This is a genomic window from Serratia proteamaculans, assembly GCF_013337185.1.
GTDB classification, from domain to species: Bacteria; Pseudomonadota; Gammaproteobacteria; order Enterobacterales; family Enterobacteriaceae; genus Serratia; species Serratia proteamaculans_D.
Map to the genome: position 1 here is coordinate 780834 of NZ_SWDE01000001.1, position 16455 is coordinate 797288.

Genomic DNA, 16455 nt, shown 5'->3' on the forward strand with positions numbered 1-16455 from the left:
GTCACGAGGATGTCCATGAATAACCCTGCCATGCTGCTAGCCCAGCGTTTGATCCGTAACTACGAACAGGTTGAAAAAACACACGACGCCCGCCCGCCACTCTATGACAGCATTGGCGCCCGTTTGGGAACCGGCACCGCCGCCGGCAAGCTGGGTGCCTCGATCGACGTAGTGGCGCCGGGCATGCGTTCCTGCCCTTATCACTTCCACTATGCACAGGAAGAAATGTTTATCGTGCTGGAGGGAACCGGTACCCTGCGGGTTGCCGGGGAGCTATTGCCTATCAAAACTGGTGACGTGATTTTTATCCCACCGGGACCGGAATACCCGCACCAGATCATCAACACATCGGACGCGCCGTTGAAATATCTTTCCATCAGCACCCGTGAAATGCCCGAACTGGTGGAATATCCGGACTCAGGCAAGTTTCTGGCGGCGGCTTTGGGCGAAAATGGTAAACCGGTGCGCTATGTGCAACGCCCTTCAGCCTCGCTCGACTATTGGCAGGATGAACCCTGAATCCCCTTCCGGTAGCGAAAGCCCCAACGCGCGGGCGGCCTGCTCTGCGACGCGAAAATCGATATCCGCCGCCTCGCCGTCCTCCATAAACCAGGCCGCGGACAATCCGGCCCAGGCGAGGATCCACTGCAGCAGCCGCTGGCGCTCCAGTCCGGCCAACAGGCAGACCTGGTCGACCCGGCAAAGGAAAATATCAGGATCGGTGGCGATACCGTAGTTGGGATTGCAGAAAATATTGGCGTAATCGAAAGCACGCTCGCCATACAACCGTTTGGGATCGATCGCCAACCAGCCACGCTCAGCGAAGTCCAACACGTTGTCATGGTGAATATCGCCGTGCAGCACCGTCTGTTCGCGTGGGCTGGTCAGTAGCTCCGCCGCGACGGTGGCACTGAGACGCAACATGCCGCCATGCGCCTGCGCCGCCGGCCACAGTGAGTTGAACCACTGGTCCAGGGGAATAAGCTCCGGCAAAGGCTCGGCTCGTGGCACATGCAGGCGGGCAACCACCTGACATAAAATCGCCGTGGCCTGTCGATCTTCGCCATCGCGTACCATCTGCGCCAGCGAGAGGCGGCCTTGCGCGCGCTCCAGCAAGATACCGTCCTCATGCCAGGCCAGCACTCGCGCCGCGCCCTCGCCCTGCCACCAGCACATCAATAGCCCACCGAACTTTTCTTCCTGTTCGCGGGCAATTTTCAACATGGCGGCCGCCCCCTGATAGCGTACCGGCATCAGTAGGCTGCTGTGAGTTTCAAATGCCTGGCCATCGGGCTGCAACTGCCAGCGTTGCATATAGGGAATTAAAGCCTTATTCATTACCCTGAAACGTCCTTCACAGTTAGAAATGAATGTTAGTGATATTATTAGAGAACAATAAATCTCAGCGTACTTCCGATGTTCATCGTTCCATCCTAGCCAAGTTTGTTTATTTTTTTAATTAATCTCTCGGGGTTTTTACCATGACATCATTAAAGCGCATTAATTATCCACAATTGCCCACGCCGGGCGGCCCCTATGTCCATGCCGTGTGCCATGGCGACACTCTGTACATTTCCGGCCTGACGGCCTTTGCCACCGAAGCGCAAGGGCAAACCACGCAACAACAGACGCAGGCCATTCTGGAGCAGTTGGCGACCATCACCGCCGACGAGGGAACCAATCTAAAAGCGCTGATTAAAATCACGGTATTTTTAACCGATATCGGCGATCTGCAGGCCATACGGCCGGTGCTGTTCGATTATTTTGATGGGGCGCTGCCGGCCTGCTCACTGGTTGCGGTCAGCGCCCTGTTCTCACCGCAGGTCAGCGTTGAGATCGAGGCCATAGTAGCATTATGAAATTGGCGGCTAAACGCCCCCTATAAAAACCGACCCGGCGCACGTTTGTCTTTACCACCAACAGGAAACTTCTGCTAATTTACCACTAAGAAATTTATTACCGACGAGACGTTATGCAGCAAAAGCCGGTTATGCACGAAGCCAGACAGTTAAAGCGCCTCAACGCCGCCACACGACGACAATCCCATATGTACAAATGGATTGCCTTTATCGCGACGATGGACGCGGTGCTGGTGTATTTTTATGACCGGGATATGCGCAACATTACCTTTTCAGGCGCCGTCGCGCTGGTATGTGGCTATTTGTGGATCCGCGATCGCAACAAGGCGCGCGGTTACCGGCGGGAGTACGATCGCAAGTTTGGCAAACACAGCGGCCTTTAGGCCTGCATGGCTTCCAGCACTTTTGCACTGTCAACGATTTGCACAAACTTGATGATTTTCCCGTCGCGTAGCTGATAAATATGCGCAAAGGATGCGGTAAATGATTTTCCGGTCGCGCCATAGGTGCCATGGTAGAAGCCCTGGGCAATCACGTTTTCACCAGCATCATAAAAATGGTCGACATCGGCACGGTAGCCCTGCCATTCCGTTCCCAGACGTTGATGAACATTTTTAAATATCGCCTGCGGACCCATATAGGTACCGGCATAGGGAAAGCCTGCGGCTTCGGTCCACTCTGCGTCGGGCGCTAATGCCGCCAACAGGTTACGACCATTCTCTTCGGCACTGCCGCCTTCATAGGTAGCGCGTACAATTTCAAGATTCGTTGGCATGGGGTTTCTCCGGTAGCATAAGCAGGATATTCCGGCCACGCCCCACGGACACAGGCTTACACCAAGCGGGGATGACCGGAATAAGAACATTCTAGGTTGCTTATTCCGGTATAAAAACCGCGATTACGGCAATAGTCTGTTGCAGTAGAGTAAACAATAGTTTTTTGCATTGTCATAAGCCCCTCATCAACGGCCGCTATTATTTGAGCCTTTCCGACCACAAGGATAGAAACGTGCATTCTTCAACCCTGGCGCAGGCCTTGTTGCAACCCTTCTCACCCTATCAGGAACTGGCACAAGCCTTGTTGCCTCTGACACTCGCTTCCGATGACGGCTCTCACGACGTGGCTCATTTGCACCGTGTTTGGAAGAACACTCGCAATATCAGCCAGCACGAAGGTGGCGACCGCCGTATCCTTTGTGCCGCGGTGCTGCTGCATGACTGTGTCGCCGTGGAGAAGAACTCACCGCAGCGCCACATGGCTTCCCGCATGGCGGCGGAAAAAGCCAAGCTGATGCTGACACAACTGGGTTGGGAGCCACAGGATATCGCCGGAACCGCCCATGCCATTGAAGCTCACAGTTTCTCCGCCGCCCTTACCCCGGAAACGCTGGAAGCCAAAATTCTGCAGGACGCCGATCGCCTGGATGCCATTGGCATGATTGGCGTAGCCCGTTGTTTCTATATTGGTGGGCGCATGCGTAGTGCGTTATACGACGCAGCCGATCCGCTGGCACAGCAGCGTCAATATGACGACAAACACTACTGTCTGGATCACTTCGAAACCAAGTTGTTCAAGCTGCAGGAAGGCTTCCAAACCGCTACCGGCAAAAAAATGGCTCTGCAGCGCACCGAACGAATGCGGCGTTTTCTCGACGAACTGCAAGAAGAGATGTGATCCCCGTTTCGGCATTTCCGATACGCAGCGGCATCTTCGGCCAGCTAATTGCGGTACACTGGCTGACATCTTCACTGACCAGGCTATAACAATGAAAAAACTGACGCTGAAAGACATGACGGAAAGCGAGCAACGTGAAGTAAAAACCGAGCTGGACAAGGCACGTAAAAACCTCGGCAGAGCCTTAACCAATGCCGAGAATAACAAGATCAAGGACGAAGTGGTGGCGCGTATTACCGCCGCCCGTGCGAAAATTGAAAAAGCCACCCGGGCCGAACGTAAAGCCAATCGCATTCAACCTACTGGCGAAACCTTCAATTGGACAGCCTCGATCAACAGCACACGTCGTCCGCGTTAACCTCCCGAAGCCCCTGCCAAGGCAGGGGCTTTATCGTCCCCATTTTATTAGCCAAACTCATCCGTGCTGCTTAATCATGAATAACCGTGTTATCAAGCGGTTGTAAATTGACAGCCTCATGCAGAATATTCATTATCAGCGCATCGTCCCTCGCTTGTTTTCTTATCTGGCTTCTTATTGCTCGCACTGAAGGAACTTACTATGGCCTCATTTTCCGGTATTTGGGTTGCGCTGGTTACCCCATTTAATCATCACGCTGTCGACCTGCCCGCCACTCAAAGGTTGGCTCAGCATCTTATTGCCTCCGGCGTCGATGGATTGGTGGTCTGCGGCACTACCGGTGAGGCGGCCGCGTTAAGCCAGGACGAACAGTTGGCCGTGCTCGACGCGGTGCTGGCCGTCACCCCGGCTCATCAGGTAGTGATGGGCCTGTCCGGTAATAACATGGTCGACACTTTGCAAATGCAGCAGGCCATCCAACTGCGGGATATTGCCGGCGTGCTGATCCCGGCCCCCTATTATATTCGCCCGTCGCAATGTGGCCTGGTGGACTACTTCACCCAGCTTGCCGATGCCTCGAGCGTGCCGGTGATCCTGTATAACATTCCGCAACGCACCGGTATTACTATCGAACTGACCACCCTGCGCCAGATAGCTCGTCATCCGCAAGTGAAAGCGATCAAAGAATGTAGCGGCAATCCTGACACCATGATGGCGCTGATTGATGACGGTGAAATCGACGTGCTGACCGGTGAAGATAACCTGATCCTGACTACGCTGTGCCTGGGGGGCACCGGCGCAATCTCGGCTTCCGCACACATTCATCCAGAACGCTTTGTACAACTGGTGCAACAGGTCGCTGAAGGCGATTTGATTGCCGCCCGTGCAAACTTCTATGCCCTGCTGCCGATGATCCACCAGATGTTCAGTTTCCCTAACCCGGCACCGGTTAAAGCCGCACTGGCTCAGCAAGGGCTGATCCACAATGAACTGCGTTCACCCATGCAAGCCGTACCACAAACGTTGCAGCAGCAAATTGCGGCAACCCTGGCGCAGTTACAGCCGCAAGCCGAGCTGATAAATTAAATTTGTTGATTAACCCGCTGTAATTTTAACGCTATAGGGCTAGGATCAGAGGTTAAGCATGCTTGTCACTCATCATTATCAAGGAGCTTTCGATGAAACTGTTCTATAAGGCCGGTGCCTGTTCTCTGTCCCCTCATATTGTATTGCGCGAAGCGGGCCTGGATTTCACAGCGGAAAAGGTTGATCTGGCACTGAAAAAGACTGAAAGCGGTGCAGACTACCTGACCATCAACCCGAAAGGACAGGTCCCGGCGCTGCTGCTGGATGATGGCAGCCTGCTGACCGAAGGCGTGGCAATTGTGCAATATCTGGCGGACCGCGTGCCGGATCGCGGCCTGATCCCCGCGGCTGGTACGCTGTCGCGCTATCATGCGATTGAATGGCTTAACTTTATTGCCACTGAATTGCACAAGGGATTCAGCCCGCTGTTTAACCCGAAAACGCCTGATGAATACAAAACCATCGCACGGGAAAAACTGGACAAACAGTTCGACTATCTGGATTCATTGCTGGCGAAGCAGCATTTCTTGTTGGGCAACAAGTTCAGCGTAGCGGATGCCTATTTGTTCACCGTGATGCGTTGGGCCATCGCCCTGCAGTTTGATATCAAAAAGCGCACTCAGCTTGCGGCCTATTTTGATCGCGTGGCCGCACGACCTGCGGTAGATGCGACGTTGAATGCGGAAGGCTTGAAATAATACCCGCGCCCCGGCGGTGAGAATGCGCCGGGGCACTCTGCCAGCAGAGTTACAGTTTTACCGCTTTAAACTCGCAGCCCGGCTGCACAATACGCTCCTGAGCCGCCACCACCTGCAACTCATACTCACCCATTGCCTGGGTCGTCAGCATCACTTCATATACCGCTGCCGTGACGTGCTCCAGCGCCTTGTCCAACGCCTCACCCTTGAGCAAATTAACCAGCAACAAACCACTGGTCAGGTCGCCGACACCCACCGGTTGCCGCTCGCCGAAGTCCACCAGCGGACGGCTGATGTGCCAGGCCTGGCTGGCCGTGACCAGCAGCATTTCGAAACAGTCGATATTATAACCGGCGCGGCTCAGATGCTTGACCAGCACCAACTTCGGCCCTTTGGCAATCAGCTCGCGTGCGGCGCTTACCGCCTGCTCCACGTTGGTCACGGTACGCTGGCTCAGTAATTCCAGTTCCAGCAGGTTGGGCGCAATCATGTCACTGCACGGCAACGCCTGCTGACAATGAAACTCCGCCACGCCCGGTGCCACGATGCAGCCTTTTTCCGGATGCCCCATCACCGGATCGCAGAAGTACCAGGCGTTCGGGTTGGCCTGCTTAACCTGACGCACAATCTCCAGGATATGGCTGCCCTGCTCCGGCGAACCGATATAACCGCTCAGCACCGCATCGCAGTGTTTGAGTTGATCTATATCCGCAATACCCTGGGCAATCTCGGTCAGATGGCTGGCCGGCATCACGCAACCGGTCCACTTGCCGTACTGAGTATGATTGGAAAACTGCACCGTGTTCAGCGACCAGACGTTAACGCCCATGCGGCGCATCGGAAACTCTGCCGCGCTGTTGCCTGCATGGCCAAACACCACATGAGATTGAATAGATAGAATGTTTTTCATTGGGACAACCTGACCTCGCCATACCGTGTGCATCAGCCCGCGGCGAAATAGAATGAACAAATAACGTACAGAAACGTTATGCCGGCGCGTCTAAAAACAAGAAACTAGAGGACTTTTTTATTTTTTTGGCGGCGGGATATTGTAACCAATGCTAGCCGGCAAAAAAAGCAGATAGCCAGAACATCCTTCAGCTTTCTGTCGTTAATCCAGATATTCCTTAGGGACACTCATATTGCAATCAACAGATTATGGGCTGTACTTGTTGCTGATTGTTTTCTTTCATGCACACAGGAATATTCCATGAGTCTACTGACATTACAGCAGGATGTTGCCATCCTTTTCTACGCCACACTGGGAAAAAAGGCAGACGACAAGGCCTTGACCTACTTCGCCAAACAGCTTGAAAAAGGCGCCTATACCCAAAGTGAATTGGCTACCAAGTTTATTCTCTCCGAGGATGGTCAGCACCGTTACGATGACCTGAGCACCAGCCAAAAGGTGCAATACATCTATCAAAATACCAATGGTATACCACCGGATGCCACGACCCTGAACGAGTTAACCGCACAGGTTGATGCCGGTACCCCGCTGGGCAACCTGACAACCGCTTTAATTGCCGGAACCCAAAATTATGTTGGTAACGAGGCGGCGCTTCTGGGCCAGCAACAACATCTGGAAAATATCATCAACACCACGCTGTACCCTTCGCAAATCGAGCAACCGTCACAGGTTGACGCCGCCGCAGATGTACAAGGCATGTATTACCTGCTCGGCAGTCTGGTCAATTCCGGCGCCATCGATTACTGGAGTGGTATCCTCGATAGCGGTAAAAAAACCGCCGTTGAATTGGCCAATTATTTCGTTTCGCTCAAAGGTTACATCAGCTCACTGAACAACGAAGACTTCGTGAAGAAGATATTTTCCCAAGCTTTTGGCACCACGGCTAACAGCGCCGATTTGCAAAAATACGTCAGCGGCCTGAACAGCCAGAGTGAAACGCGCGGCGATGTTATGATGCGCATGATGGATGACATCAGAAATGACACCAGCCACGATGTAGCCAGGCAGAACTTTGCGGCGGCAACCCATGTTTATGCCCCCGGTGAAATTCCGGCCGCAAAATATGCCGAAGTGGTCATGTCGCTTTATCTGACGGTAGCCGGTGTCTCTGCCAACGCCGCCGCGATGGATTCTTTTAGCCGCCTGCTGGCCGGTGGAAAAACTCAAGACCAACTGCTGAACACCCTGGCTAAAACCGACTTGTTCAATAATGCCGATAACTATCAGTCCATTTATCAGAAGCTCTATGGCAGCGTCCTCGACAGTGCTTCGGCACAGGCGATCCTTCTCAAGGCCGGTAACGACAAGATCACCGCGACCTCACTCATCATTGAAGCTTTCCGTAATGGTGAATACCCGCTCGACAGCAATGAAAAGCCGAACCCGATACGCGTCGCTGACTATCAAACTAAAATTGCCCACTCACTGGGTTATAAGACCAGCGCAGAGCTCAGTATCGCTAATGACGGTACCCTTACCGGCACGGTAAATTCTGGCGGGGATCATTCATTGAGTCAGGCCGAGCTATTGATATTAACCCAGGTGTATCTCAATATTAATACTCCGTCTGCCGTTAACTTCACCCACTCGCCAAATTTGCAAGAAGTGGTATTGCAAGGGGATATGCCAACCAATGACGTCACCCTCAACTCGTTAAAAAATAAATCATTCGCGTTAAGAGTTAACCTGGATGAGAGTACCTGGTTCAAAACGGCGGAAAAAATCGCGTTTGGCACGGAAAAAGATTCCGTGTTTGTCACCGAAAAATATGACATTTCCAATGCCAGGCTCAATATAGATTTTGCAGACGGCGGTGCTGGTTTAATCTGGAGCGGCAATGGCGTTAACCAGGGTGCAAATAGCGTTAGCACCACTTTCACCGCGCAAAACCAATTCGATGCGAGTGGCACTCTTTCTGCCAACTTTATCCTGAAAGATATTCTTCTGACCACAGGCGAAGATGGCAGCATCAGCGGTCAGATCTACACTAACATTAACCAATTCCTTTACTTCCCCACCCTTGACCTTGCCGGTTACCGTGGCACCGGTAATATTTATCTGGACGGCGAACTGGTTGCCACTGAAGGCACCCATGTTTTTGATTATGGTGTTATCAATCAAACCGCCAGCATCTATAACGGCAGTTATGCCAATGTCGACTATCTGCGACAAGCCGATCATGCTCAAAAAAGCCCCGATGGTACCAGTTGGACCGGTGTCGATGGTTTCGTGCTTTCCGGCTATGCCGATAATGTTCATGTTATTAATATACACATGGACAAATTGCCCCAGCTGTCAGTCACAGGCAATGCCGGAGCGCAAAGCAAACTGCACCTTGAACTGGCATCCTATAAACCCGCCGCCAGCGAATTCTGGGGAGTCAATATCGGTAACGCCGCACTGGATCATGTAGATGCCGGCACACTCAGTTTCACCAGCCATTTCACTGGGCAGCAACCCCAAGAAATGCTAAGGATTTACTCCAGCGGTTCAAAACTTAATACCCTGGCACTGACTGGCGCCGACAGCCATATCGACACCCTGTATTTGAGCGGCGTCACCAAGTTGGAAGCCACAGTGAAAGCCGAGTTCAGTGATAGCCTGAAAAATATTATCATTGAGCCGGTTTCTGACCCATTTGGTGAAGGGATCCCACGTATTGAAGTTGTTCTGACAATGGAGAAAGGAGGCACTGGTGGCGGCACCTTTTACACACTACTCTCCTCTTTGAACAGCCACACCGCTTACGACGGCATTATCAGTGCGCTGGCGGGCGACCAAATCAATATCCAATATACCAACAGTCAGACACTGACCCTAAAAGGCAACACCACGCTGAATAATTTGGTGACGGGTAATGATCATGCCCATGACAGTAAAATCAATTTCGAACAAAGTACCGTCGACAATATGGTCACCATCAATACCCTTACCCTAACGGATACCATTACCGCAGGTAGCCCAAGCCAACAGTGGGTTTTCAACAGCAATAATGTCGGGAATATTAAGGTTTATGGCAACGTAACCAAAGACGCTGAGATTAATACACTCTTTAACTCATTGAATGTCGACGGCGAAAGTACCGCACAGGATATCTTTGCCCAGGCATTAGCGAAAATAGCCCCCGACGGCAGTGTTCTGCAGGATGTCGGCGTGGTGAAGTTCGGCACCGACGCTTATATTGTTATTGATAATAATCACAACCAGAAACTTGATGCTCAGGATATTATTTTCTCGCTAGGCAATAAAGATGTCTATGATATTGCCGCAAATCTTCATTACCAGGCACCCAATGTGGTGGTAAATGGTACCAACCAATACAGTGCCGAATCTATTTAATAGGAAATTCAAACGTGTGGCCCAGACAATTGGGTCGCACGCTTGGAAAAACCAGAATTTCCTTAGTCTCGGACACATTGTTTTTTCCGGATTATCAACTGTACTTAAAGCTTCTTTTTCTCTCCACACCAATGGGACATCAAATGAGCTTCCTTTCATTACAGAAGGATGTGGCAATCCTTTTTTATGCCACACTCGGTAAAAAAGCAGATATCAAAACGCTGGACTTCTTCGCCAGACAGTTGGATCTGGGTCTCTATGGCAAAGACCAACTGGCCGAAAAGTTTATACAGTCGGAGGATGGGCACCAGCGTTATGATGGGTTAACCACCGCGCAAAAAATTCAATACATCTATAAAAACATCACCGGTGATGCTCCAGCCTCCAGCCTGCTGGGGACGCTGGTAGCTCAGGTCAATGCCGGGCAATCTCTGGGGCAACTCGCCAAAGATCTGGTTGGCGGAGTGAAGAGCTATACCGGCAGCGATGCCGTTCAGGTTGCGCAACAGCAGCACTTGTTCGAGGTTATCGATACTACGCTCTACCCTGCGTTGACGCCTTATCCCGCCAATGCCGACGCCGCCGCCGATATTCAGGCTATGTTTTACGTGGTCGGCAGTCTCATGGTGGCAGACGGCATTAATTATTGGAGCAGTATTCTTGCTGAAGGAAAAGCCAGCGCCAGCTATATTGCAGGTCGTTTTGTGGATACCCGCAGTGGGTTGAAAGAACTCAGCAACGAGGATTTTGTAAAAACGGTATACAAAAATACTTTTGGCGTGGACGCTGGTGCGAGCGAAATCGCCGATTATGTCGCCGGGTTAAATAATAATACCGCCACCCGCGGCGATGTTCTTATTCGTTTGATTAACGATATTCGCAACGATACCTCACATGATACGGCCAAACAGAACTTCCTTAATGCTACCCATGTGTATGCTGCGGGTGAACTTCCTGCGCTGCATTACCAGGAAACTGTCGCCTTGTTGTTTATGCAGTTGGCGAACAAAACTGCGCTGAATGCTGCCGGTTTGGACTATTACAGTAAAATGCTCGCTGGTGGAAAGTCCGATCTGGACCTGCTGACATTTCTAGCCAAATCGACTCACTTCCAGGGCGCAGCCGACTTTGGTACCGTTTATCGCAAGCTCTACGGCACTTCCCTCAATGACCTGCAAAAACAGGCTATTCTTCAGCAAGCGGGCAATAACCCACTGCAGGCGACTCTGAATATTATTGATACATTCCGCCATGGTGATGCACCACTGGACAGTGGCCCTCTGCCCAGCGCCAAGAGTATGGTTGACTTCGAGTATAAAATTGGCAGTGAACTGGGCTATCAGATCCGCGGTAACCTGACGCTATCGAGTACCGACGGCACCCTCAAAGGCAGTCTTAATTCAGGTGTCGAACACCAACTAAGCCATGCCGAAATTGCCCAGCTTCTGCAAATTACCCTTAACGTCAACGTCGAAGCCGCTGTCGATCTCAGCTTTGCCAAATCATTGCAGCAGATCTCTTTGCAAGGCGACTTTGCCGCCAACCAAACCACCTTAGACTCACTGAGAGGAAAAAGTGTTACGCTTTACCTCGACGATAATAACGTAACCAACGCAGCAGGCTTGATTAATTTCAACAGCAGCCTCTTAGTTGCCGATCGGCTGGATGTCGCAACAGCCCATACACATATCAATACTGCGAGCGGTGGCGAAACCCGGATGTTATGGAAAGGCAACGCCACTCCTGGCGATGTCAATAAAGTCAGTAACGATTTCACCGCTACGTCTACTTCCACCGGGCAATACAATAACTTCAGTGTTATTTCTGCAAACTTCATCACTAAAGATGTGTTGTTGAGCTCCGGGTCAGAGGGTGACATCAGCGGCACTATTCAAAGCAATCTGAATCAGTTCCTGCATTTCCAATATATCGATTTGGCGAATTATCGCGGTACAGCCAATATTTATCTCAATGGACAAAAGGTGGCGACCGAGGGCTCAAACCTGTTTGATGCCGGCCTGTTGAATCAAAGCGCCAGCATCTACAATAAGCTCTATTCAGGCGTCACCGACCTTACTCAGGCCGATGCGGCGCAAAAAGACAGTACTGGCGACATCTGGACCGGCTCGCTGGGGTTTAATCTTTCAGGTTTTGCCAACAATGTTCATGTCATAAACATTTCTATGGCCACCCCCGTGAACTTACGCATAACGGACAATGCCACCAGTAAGAGCAAGCTACACCTCGAGACCCTCACCGGCAGTGAAACACCCCACTGGAACATCGTGATAGGCAATGATAAAACGTCAACGGTGGATGGTGGCACCCTGAGCCTGACCAGTCATTCGACAGCCTTATCCGGCGAAACTTTATCTATTAACTCAGCGGAAACCTCGCATAACACCCTGACTCTCGCGGGCGGTAGCAATCATATTGAAACGATGGTGGTCTATGGTTCTACTGACCTGAACCTGACGATTAAAGCCGATTTCAGCGACTCTCTGAAAAACATCGTTATCCCTGTGCCAGAAGATCCCTGGAGCAACCCACCTATTATCAATGTAAACCTGACGCTGGAAAAAGGCGGTACCGGTGGCGGAGCCTTTTATAAGCTACTGCAATCCCTGAACGATCACAGTGCTTACAATGGACTTATTGACGAACTGTCCGGCGATCAACTCACCATCGCCTTCACCGCCATGAACAGTTTTCAGATCCAGGGCAACACCACCCTGACCCGTGATCTGGGCGGAGATCCGTATAGTGGCGGCAATAAGATCAGTTTCGGCACTAGTTATATCGACAGTATGGTGACTATCGAAGCCCTGGAAACAAGCGATAGCATTTTCATCGGCAAGGGGGCCGGGCAATGGTTATTCGGCAGCGGTGCCAGCCAGACGATGGCCGTTTACGGCAGTGTGAGTAAGGCATCAGATGTTAATGCGCTGTTTAACTCAATCAGCGTGGAAAGTGGAGACAACGGACAGGATATCTTTGCCAAGGCATTGGAAAAAATCACTCATGGTGCCAGCAATGGGAGTTTGGCTGAAGCTGGAGCCGTAAAACTGGGCAATAACCTGTATGTGGTGATTGATAAAAACCATAATCAGCACTTCGATCAGGACGATATGGTTTTCGCTCTGGGTGATAAGGACATTTACCAGGTAGCTAATGACCTTCACTACCAGGCACCGGCCATCGCAGTTAATGGTGCCAGCCAACACAGCGTTGAATTAGTTTGATTTAACGTCCAAACCTGCGGCGGCCGCAGGTTTGGAAAACCAGAATTGCCTGGAGAACTATCGCCTCTCAATCGGCAATTTTGGCCCCTACTCGTTACTGGATTTTTCTTTCATAGCCACTGGGATATCTCATGAGTCTACTGACGTTACAGCAGGATGTAGCCATCCTTTTCTACGCCACACTGGGAAAAAAGGCAGACGACAAGGCCTTGGTTTATTTTGCCAAACAGCTTGAAAAAGGCACCTATACCCAAAGTGAATTGGCCACCAAGTTTATTCTTTCCGAGGATGGTCAACATCGTTACGATGGCCTGACTACCAGCCAAAAAGTGCAGTATATCTACCAAAATACCAATGGTACACCACCGGATGCCGCTACCTTGAACGCACTGACCGCGCAAGTCGATGGCGGTACCACGCTGGGCAACCTGACAAACGCTTTAATTACCGAAACCAAAAATTATGCCGGTAGTGATTCAGCCCCCTTGAGTCAGCAACAGCATCTGGAAAACGTCATCAACACCACACTGTACCCTTCGCAAATCGAACTTCCCTCCCAGATTTCCGCCGCAGAAAATGTGCAAGGCATGTATTACTTGCTTGGCAGTATGGTCAACTCTGCCGCCATCGATTACTGGAGCGGTATTTTGGATAGCGGCAAAAAAACCGCCGTTGAAATGGCCAACTATTTCGTTTCGCTCAAAGGCTACATCGGTTCACTGAACAACGAAGATTTCGTGAAGAAGATCTTTTCCCAAGCCTTTGGCACCACGGCCAACAGCACCGATTTGCAAAAATACGTTAGCGGCCTTAACAGCCAGAGTGAAACACGCGGAGACGTTATGATGCGCATGATGGACGACATCAGAAATGATACCAGCCACGAGGCGGCCAGACAGAACTTTGCGGCGGCAACCCATGTTTATGCCCCAGGTGAACTCCCGGACGCCAAATATGCCGAAGTGGTCATGTCGCTTTACCTGACTGTCGCCGGTGTCTCTGCCGATGCCGCCGCGATTGACTCGTTTAGTCGCCTGCTGGCTGGCGGCAAGACTCAAGCCGAAGTGCTCAACATCCTGGCCAAAACCGACCTGTTCCGCAACGCCGGCGACTATCAGTCCATTTATATGAAGCTCTATGGCAGCCCACTTGACGGCACCTCCGCACAGGCGATCCTGTTGAAGGCAGGCAATGACAAAGTCAAAGCCACTTCACTCATTATTGATGCTTTCCGCGAAGGGAAATACCCGCTAGATAACCATCCTGCGCCACCACCAGCCACTCTGTTACATGACTATGAAGTGAATTTAGGTGCCGCATTAGGTTATCAAAAAACCTTTAACGGCACTTTTTCCCTTTCTGACAACGGTAAGCTGATGGCAGATATCAACGCCCGTGCTCCCCATGAAGTCACCTATGCGGAAATTGCGTCACTGACGGCATTGAGCCAGTTAAATATCAACGCCAATCTGAATATTGCGGTGGATTTAAGTCAGGTGCCATCAATCAGCATTAACAAAATCGTACTTTCCGGTGACTTTGCCACCAGCACGACGGTTCGGGATTCATTGGGTAACAAATATGCTATTGATCTGTTGTTGACGGAAACAAACATCGCAAATGCCGATGCTACGCAGCAGTTGAAGGCGACAAACGCCACGGTTGAGAGCGGAGCAGACCTCAGTAGCGCCAAGATCAATCTTTTGTTAAACAACCAATTATATTGGGAAGGAAATAGCATTAACGGAGGAGCCAATCATATCGGCAACAACTTCCTGGCGGAGAGAGACACCAGAGTCGACAATAATAACTCGATGATATCGGCCAATTTCATTACCAAGTCGATATACTTGACCAGCAATGATGCCGGCGGCATCGATGGCAGCATCGTAAGTAACATCAACCAATTTCTGTATTTTTCCCTTATTGATCTCACCCACTACACTGGCACCGGCAATATTTATATGAATGGGCAACTGGTGGCCACAGAAGGTAGCAAGGTATTTGACTTTGGCGTGATTGATCAACAGGCCACTATATTTAATCAAGCCTATAACAATGTCAGTACGCTGTTGCAGGCCGACAGAGCCAAAGTGCTGGATGGTAATTATACCGGCTCCCAAGGTGCAATCATTTCCGCCTATTCCGGTGAGTTGTCCCTGATTAACATGACCAATACTTACCTGCAGATCAATGGCGACTTGACCCACCAAAGCCGCATCCATGTGTATGACTCGTTGCAAAGCGGCAAAACATTTAACCTTGCCTTGACGGAAGCCGCGACTGAAGTGCCCTATCTCGACATGGGGACTTTCAGCCTGACGTCAACACATAAAGATACGCTGGACATCTCCATGAAACACGCGTCTACCCATGCAGTAGAACGTGCATTAACGCTGAGCGGAGGAGATAACCACATTTCCACCCTGGAGCTCTCGGGCCTGACGACCGGCCCGGATATGCTGCTGAACCTGACAATCAAATCAGATTTCGGCGATAACCTGCAAACGATTACCGGTATTGATGCCTCGATGGGGCCAGTATTTTCGCAGATAGATCTCAACCTGGTATCGGAAAAAAGCGGCACCGGCGGTGGGGGTTTCTACAAAACACTTAACGCACTCGCTAACAAAAGTGATTTTAGCCATATTATCGACACACTGGCGGGTAACCAACTCAGCGTTAAAAATACCGGTTTGACAGTGCATTCGGCCAGCGTTAAAGGCAACACCACCCTGGATACAACACAAAAGCTGACCTTTAGCGACAGTACTATCGATAGCATGGTCACCTTGAATACCGGCTACCAGAACAGCGTCATTACCGCCGGTGATGTCGGTAATCAATGGATTTTCTCCAAGACCGGTGACAAAACCGCTACGCTGTACGGCAGCGCCACCACGGCCACTGAGCTCAAAAACGTCTTTACCGGCCTGACGGCAAGCGACAACGCTCAGGATCTGTTCTCACAGGTGTTGGCTAAAATGACCAATGGAACCAGCACCAATAACCTGTCTGAAGTCGGCTTGCTTAAGCTGGATAAATCGGTTTATGTCATTGTGGACAACAACCACAACCAGACGTTTGATGCCGATGACCTGGTGTTCTCGATCGGTAATCAGGATCCGTACCTGGCCGCCGTTTCCCTGCACTACCAGGCACCGGCGATCACCGTCAACGGTGCAGCGGCAACAACGCATCTGGTGGAGGAAATGGCCTGAAAACTGAT

General features: G+C 51.1%; 13 protein-coding genes. 10 read left to right on the forward strand and 3 right to left on the reverse strand.

What is annotated here, in order from left to right; genetic code table 11:
* The first annotated feature begins 15 nt into the window (after nucleotides 1–15).
* Entirely contained in the window at nucleotides 16–519 is a 504-nt protein-coding gene (locus FCL49_RS03605) for a cupin domain-containing protein (RefSeq protein WP_174352463.1), read from the forward strand.
* On the opposite strand, the gene FCL49_RS03610 is transcribed toward FCL49_RS03605, so the two are convergent.
* On the reverse strand, nucleotides 484–1338 hold the full coding sequence (locus tag FCL49_RS03610) for an aminoglycoside phosphotransferase family protein (RefSeq protein ID WP_174352464.1): 855 nt from the start codon (nucleotides 1336–1338) through the stop codon (nucleotides 484–486). The genes FCL49_RS03605 and FCL49_RS03610 overlap by 36 nt on opposite strands.
* Before the next feature lie 143 nt (nucleotides 1339–1481).
* Between FCL49_RS03610 and FCL49_RS03615 the strand changes: the two genes are divergently transcribed.
* Nucleotides 1482–1859: a RidA family protein gene (locus FCL49_RS03615; RefSeq protein ID WP_174352465.1), complete on the forward strand. Its 378-nt coding sequence runs from the start codon at nucleotides 1482–1484 to the stop codon at nucleotides 1857–1859.
* A gap of 113 nt (nucleotides 1860–1972) precedes the next feature.
* The gene (locus tag FCL49_RS03620; RefSeq protein WP_174352466.1) at nucleotides 1973–2242 is read left to right on the forward strand and encodes a hypothetical protein; all 270 of its coding nucleotides are present in this window, start codon (nucleotides 1973–1975) and stop codon (nucleotides 2240–2242) included.
* Here FCL49_RS03620 and FCL49_RS03625 read toward each other — a convergent pair.
* Nucleotides 2239–2634, reverse strand: coding sequence for a nuclear transport factor 2 family protein (locus FCL49_RS03625; protein ID WP_174352467.1), 396 nt, complete (start codon nucleotides 2632–2634; stop codon nucleotides 2239–2241). The two genes, FCL49_RS03620 and FCL49_RS03625, sit on opposite strands and share 4 nt — an antisense overlap.
* Nucleotides 2635–2867: 233 nt before the next feature.
* Between FCL49_RS03625 and FCL49_RS03630 the strand changes: the two genes are divergently transcribed.
* The 4 genes from FCL49_RS03630 (at nucleotide 2868) to gstA (ending at nucleotide 5675) form a co-directional block, all read left to right on the forward strand.
* Complete coding sequence (locus FCL49_RS03630) at nucleotides 2868–3533, forward strand: HD domain-containing protein (protein ID WP_174352468.1); 666 nt, start codon at nucleotides 2868–2870, stop codon at nucleotides 3531–3533.
* A 91-nt stretch (nucleotides 3534–3624) separates the two neighbouring features.
* Nucleotides 3625–3891: a DUF3811 domain-containing protein gene (locus FCL49_RS03635; RefSeq protein ID WP_012144954.1), complete on the forward strand. Its 267-nt coding sequence runs from the start codon at nucleotides 3625–3627 to the stop codon at nucleotides 3889–3891.
* 201 nt (nucleotides 3892–4092) lie between these two features.
* Nucleotides 4093–4977 (forward strand): 4-hydroxy-tetrahydrodipicolinate synthase, encoded by an 885-nt coding sequence (dapA, locus tag FCL49_RS03640; RefSeq protein WP_174352469.1) that lies wholly within the window; start codon nucleotides 4093–4095, stop codon nucleotides 4975–4977.
* A 92-nt stretch (nucleotides 4978–5069) separates the two neighbouring features.
* Nucleotides 5070–5675 carry a glutathione transferase GstA gene (gstA, locus tag FCL49_RS03645; RefSeq protein WP_174352470.1) on the forward strand — a complete coding sequence of 202 codons (606 nt, stop codon included), beginning with the start codon at nucleotides 5070–5072 and terminating at the stop codon, nucleotides 5673–5675.
* A 49-nt stretch (nucleotides 5676–5724) separates the two neighbouring features.
* Here the strand turns inward: gstA and pdxY are convergent, their stop codons facing one another.
* Entirely contained in the window at nucleotides 5725–6585 is an 861-nt protein-coding gene (pdxY, locus tag FCL49_RS03650; protein WP_174352471.1) for a pyridoxal kinase PdxY, read from the reverse strand.
* A 300-nt stretch (nucleotides 6586–6885) separates the two neighbouring features.
* Between pdxY and FCL49_RS03655 the strand changes: the two genes are divergently transcribed.
* From FCL49_RS03655 to FCL49_RS03665, 3 genes are all read left to right on the forward strand, one after another.
* Nucleotides 6886–9984, forward strand: coding sequence for a DUF4214 domain-containing protein (locus FCL49_RS03655; protein WP_174352472.1), 3099 nt, complete (start codon nucleotides 6886–6888; stop codon nucleotides 9982–9984).
* A gap of 14 nt (nucleotides 9985–9998) precedes the next feature.
* On the forward strand, nucleotides 9999–13226 hold the full coding sequence (locus tag FCL49_RS03660) for a DUF4214 domain-containing protein (protein ID WP_368040105.1): 3228 nt from the start codon (nucleotides 9999–10001) through the stop codon (nucleotides 13224–13226).
* Nucleotides 13227–13357: 131 nt separating this feature from the next.
* Nucleotides 13358–16447 carry a DUF4214 domain-containing protein gene (locus tag FCL49_RS03665; protein ID WP_174352473.1) on the forward strand — a complete coding sequence of 1030 codons (3090 nt, stop codon included), beginning with the start codon at nucleotides 13358–13360 and terminating at the stop codon, nucleotides 16445–16447.
* Nucleotides 16448–16455 lie beyond the last annotated feature (8 nt).